This window comes from Halomonas sp. BC1 (genome assembly GCF_002078135.1).
Classification (GTDB): Bacteria; Pseudomonadota; Gammaproteobacteria; order Pseudomonadales; family Halomonadaceae; genus Vreelandella; species Vreelandella stevensii.
This window is the reverse complement of record NZ_LFGS01000019.1, coordinates 205,936-209,508: the sequence shown is the minus strand read 5'-3', so window position 1 is coordinate 209,508 and position 3,573 is coordinate 205,936. Positions and strand designations below refer to the sequence as shown.

Here is a 3,573-nt window from a genome sequence, read left to right as displayed (position 1 = left end):
GGGTTGAGCGGTGCGGCGCGGTTGAACAGCGCGGGCACCTCGCTGCGCTGGGCGTAGTTGCCGGGCACGAAGCCCGGGTGTTCGCGCAGGAAGGCGGCCATGCCGGTCATCAGGCGGCTGCGGGCCTGCTGCTTGCGGAAGCGGGCCATGAGTTCGATCAGCCGCCGCTGCACTTCCCGCAGGCTGGTGTAGTGGTGGCTAAGGCGGTTCTGGAGCTGGCTGATGAGCAGCTTGCGCAGGCTGCCGTCGCTGCCTACCAGGGCGATCAGCTCGTCGAAGTCGATCAGCGCGAGGCCATCGAGCAGGCGCACGATCTGCTTCTGGGCGCGGTCGTTCTCGCGGATCTTGTCGTTGAGCTGGCTGACGAAGCCGAAATCGCTGTTGAGCCGCTGCCACAGGCTGTCGATGGCGTCGGCAAAGCGGCCGTTGAGGTCGTCTACCTCCTGGCGCAGGCGCAGTAGCTGTTGTTCCTGGCGCCAGTGTTCGCCCTTGCTACGGGCTTCCCGGTAGCTGTCGACCTGAGTGCGAATCAGCTCCAGGGTTTCGGCCACGTCGGCATTGACGTGGCGGCGGGTTTCGTCGGCGAGCATTTCGGCGATCAGGTCGCGCACCTTGGGCGAGAGTTTGACGCCGCTCTGCTCGTCGGGCCGCCACAGCACCCGGGCGGCCAGCAGCTTGCGCAGCGCGCCGTCGCTCAGGCCTTCCAGCGGTACGTCGTCGCGGGTGTAGGCTTGCATCAGCCGTTCGGCGTGCTTGCCCAGCAGTGCCAGGCGTTCCGCGCCGGTCTTGAGCAGGCGGCTCTCCAGCTCGCCCACGCCACTGCCCGCCCCATTGCCCATACTTCTACTCACAGCAGGGCCTCCTGCGTGCCGGTGTCCTCGTCGGCGTCGATGGGCAGGTTCTCTTCGTCGCGGATGAAGCGCACCACGTCCACCAGGTAGTCCATTTTGCCGGTCACCACGAACACCTGGCGTTCGCTGTGGGGCTGCATCAGGTAGCCGTGCTCTTTCAGCCGTTTGAAGATCTGCTTCACCTGGGCATCCAGCTGGTCGCTCTGGGAGCCAAAGAAGCTGTCTGTAGCCAGCCGTTCCAGGCGTTCGCGCAGGCTCTGGTTGTCTTCGCACTTGGCGCTGAACTCGGCGGGCTTGAGCACGTCGCCAGGGGCGGCCAGGGCGTCGCGGCCCAGCGCTTCCTGCACCAGTTGCAGCCACTCCAGCATGGGCAACAGGCTGTTGAGCGTATCGGCGAGCTGGCGGGAGAGCTGCTCCCGGGCGGTGTCGTTGAGCTGCCGCCAGGCGAGGAAGTAGACGCTGGCATCCTCGTTGCTGGCCAGCCGCCGATTGAGCGGGCGCAGGTAGGCGTCGATGGCCTCGCGGGTCTCTTCGTTGGCCAGGTGGCGGTACGCGTTCTCTTCACTGATGGCGCAGATGAAGTCGCCTGCCAGCAGGCGTTCGAGCAGGGGGCCGTGTTCGATCATGCGCTCACCTCCTGTTGGCGCTGCTTGATTTTCTGCGCCAGCGCGCTGAGACGCGGCTCGATACGCTTGAGCTGGCGCTGTTGCTGGGCGTCCCGTTCGATGAGGTAGCGGTTGGCGAACAGCAGCAGTACGTCGGATTCCGGGTTGGGGAAGGCCCCGACGATATGGATGCGGTTGCTGTCGCAGGCATCGAACAGTTTTTCGACGTTGTGGTAGGCCAGGGTGCCGATCTCATCGATGGGCCAGTGGATGGCGATGTGCGCATCGCCCCGCAGCAGGCGGGTAAACGCCAGCAGGAACTTGCACAGAATCAGATACGCCATGCCGTGGCTGGAGGACTCCAGCAACTGGCGGTCGTTCTTGATCACCAGGTCCGTGCCGCCTTCGTTCAGGTGCAGCTCCAGGCGCAGCAGGCTTTCGAAGCTGTACTGCTGGTCACTGCGCAGCAAATCGACCACGTCGGCCAGGGCGTTGAGGTAGTCGTCGCTGGGCAGCGTCTGGCCGGACTCCCGCCACGCCTTGTAGCGCTGGGCGAACAGCTTGAGCGGTTCCCAGAAGCCCAGCTCGTCGATGGTGGATTGAATGCGCACTTCCGCCTTGGTGATGCCTTCCAGGCGCAGGTCGTCGGCGACCTCCTCCGAAAGCCGACGGCTCTGGGCGCTGATGCGCCGGTTCAGGTCGCGGAAGACGATGAAGAACTTGTCCAGGTCGTCGCTGAGGTTGCGGCCTTCCTGAATCAGCTGCTGCTGTTGGTCTTCCAGCAGCTTGAGCATGCCGCGCAGCAGCGGCAGCAGTAGCCGGGGGCTGTCGCTGGGCAGCTTGTCGCGCTCGCTTTGCAGGGCATCGGCAAAGCCGCTGCTGGCGTCCTTGATCAGTTGGCTTTCGACGTCCAGACAGCCTCGGCGCAGCTGCTCCAGCTGCTGGTGGCGGCTGGCCAGGGCCTGGCGGGTGCGCTCGATGCGCTCGTCCACATCGCCCAGGCTGGCTTCCAGCGGTGCGCCTTCGGCCACCAGCTCCAGGCTTTCCAGCTGGTTGAGCAGCGGCGTCAGGGCTTCCAGGGTGCCACGGGCGCTGTCGCGCTGGGCCTTCAGGCCGTTCACCGCCTGCTGATGGGCCTCTCTGGCGGCGTGGAAGGCGTTTTTCAGATGCGCTTTGTCGCGCTTGAGCTGTTGGTCCCGCTGGGCCAGCTCGGCCTCTTCCGCCACCAGCTGGGGTTTGTGCTGGCCCCACTCGATGCGCATGAAGCGCTGGTACTCGGCCAGCTCCTCCTGGCGGGCGGCGGTTTTGCGAATGCGCTCGTTCTGCGCTTCCAGGCGAGTTCGCGTGGCCTTGAGCTGGGCGGGGTCGACGCCCTGTTCGGCCAGCTCCTGGCTGAAGGCCTCTTCCAGCTCGGCGCGCTGGCGCTGGTGTTCGGCGTTGGCATCGCTGAGCTGCTGTTTGTAGGTGCGTAGCTGGGCGTCGAGGCTGTCGAGCTGGCTCTGGGCGTCGGCCTTGAGCTCCAGCAGTTGGCCTTGGTGGGTTTCGGCCAGCTCGGCCAGGGCGTCGCGCTTCTCGTCGCGCAGCTCGGTTTGGGCCTGCTCCTGGCGGGCCAGGGCGGCTTCGATATGGGCACGGCGGGCTTTCTGGCTTTCCGTGTGGCGGGCCTGCTGTTGGCGGCGCGCTTCCAGGGCGTACTCCACCTCCTGCTCGGCGCGCTGGTGGGCCAGGCGGGCGGTGTCCTGGGCTTCATCGGCCTGCTGTACCCGCTCGTTGTGCTGCTTGAGGGCCTTTTCAGCGGCGGTGCAGGCGGTGTGGGCTCGGGCCTTGGCGCTCTCGGCTTCCTCGATGGCGGCCAGCAGGCTGGCTTCGTCCTGGGCGTAGTCGGGCAGCGCGATGGCGGAAAGGTCCAGCGCCAGCCCGAACAGGTCGTCGCTGGCGTGGTCGGCCAGTTGGGGGGCGAGGTCGCGGCGCTCCAGCAGTTCCGGGGCGATCACCTTGCCGAGCTGCTGTTCCCAGCCGGGGCGGTGGTAGCGCAGGAAGTGGCGCAGGCTGCCCTGTTCGGGGGTCTGCTGCTGATAAAGGGTGTAGCAGTGCTGCTCAGCGCGCTCCCGCTGCTG

At 66.5% G+C, this 3,573-nt stretch carries 3 protein-coding genes; all 3 read right to left on the bottom strand.

Annotated elements, in window-relative coordinates; genetic code table 11:
• Positions 1-839: hypothetical protein (locus B7L72_RS15025; RefSeq protein ID WP_081195297.1), on the bottom strand; the 839-nt coding region annotated here is incomplete at its 3' end.
• 8 nt (positions 840-847) lie between these two features.
• Entirely contained in the window at positions 848-1,477 is a 630-nt protein-coding gene (locus B7L72_RS15020) for a condensin complex protein MksE (protein ID WP_081195295.1), read from the bottom strand.
• Positions 1,474-3,573, bottom strand: a 2,100-nt coding sequence (locus B7L72_RS15015; RefSeq protein WP_139788538.1) for an ATP-binding protein, incomplete at its 5' end; no start/stop codon positions are given. The genes B7L72_RS15015 and B7L72_RS15020, both read right to left, overlap by 4 nt.

What these genes read in the sequence shown, in the direction of transcription:
- B7L72_RS15020 (WP_081195295.1), bottom strand. Translation starts at nt 1,477, where the DNA reads ATGATCGAACACGGCCCCCTGCTCGAACGCCTGCTGGCAGGCGACTTC.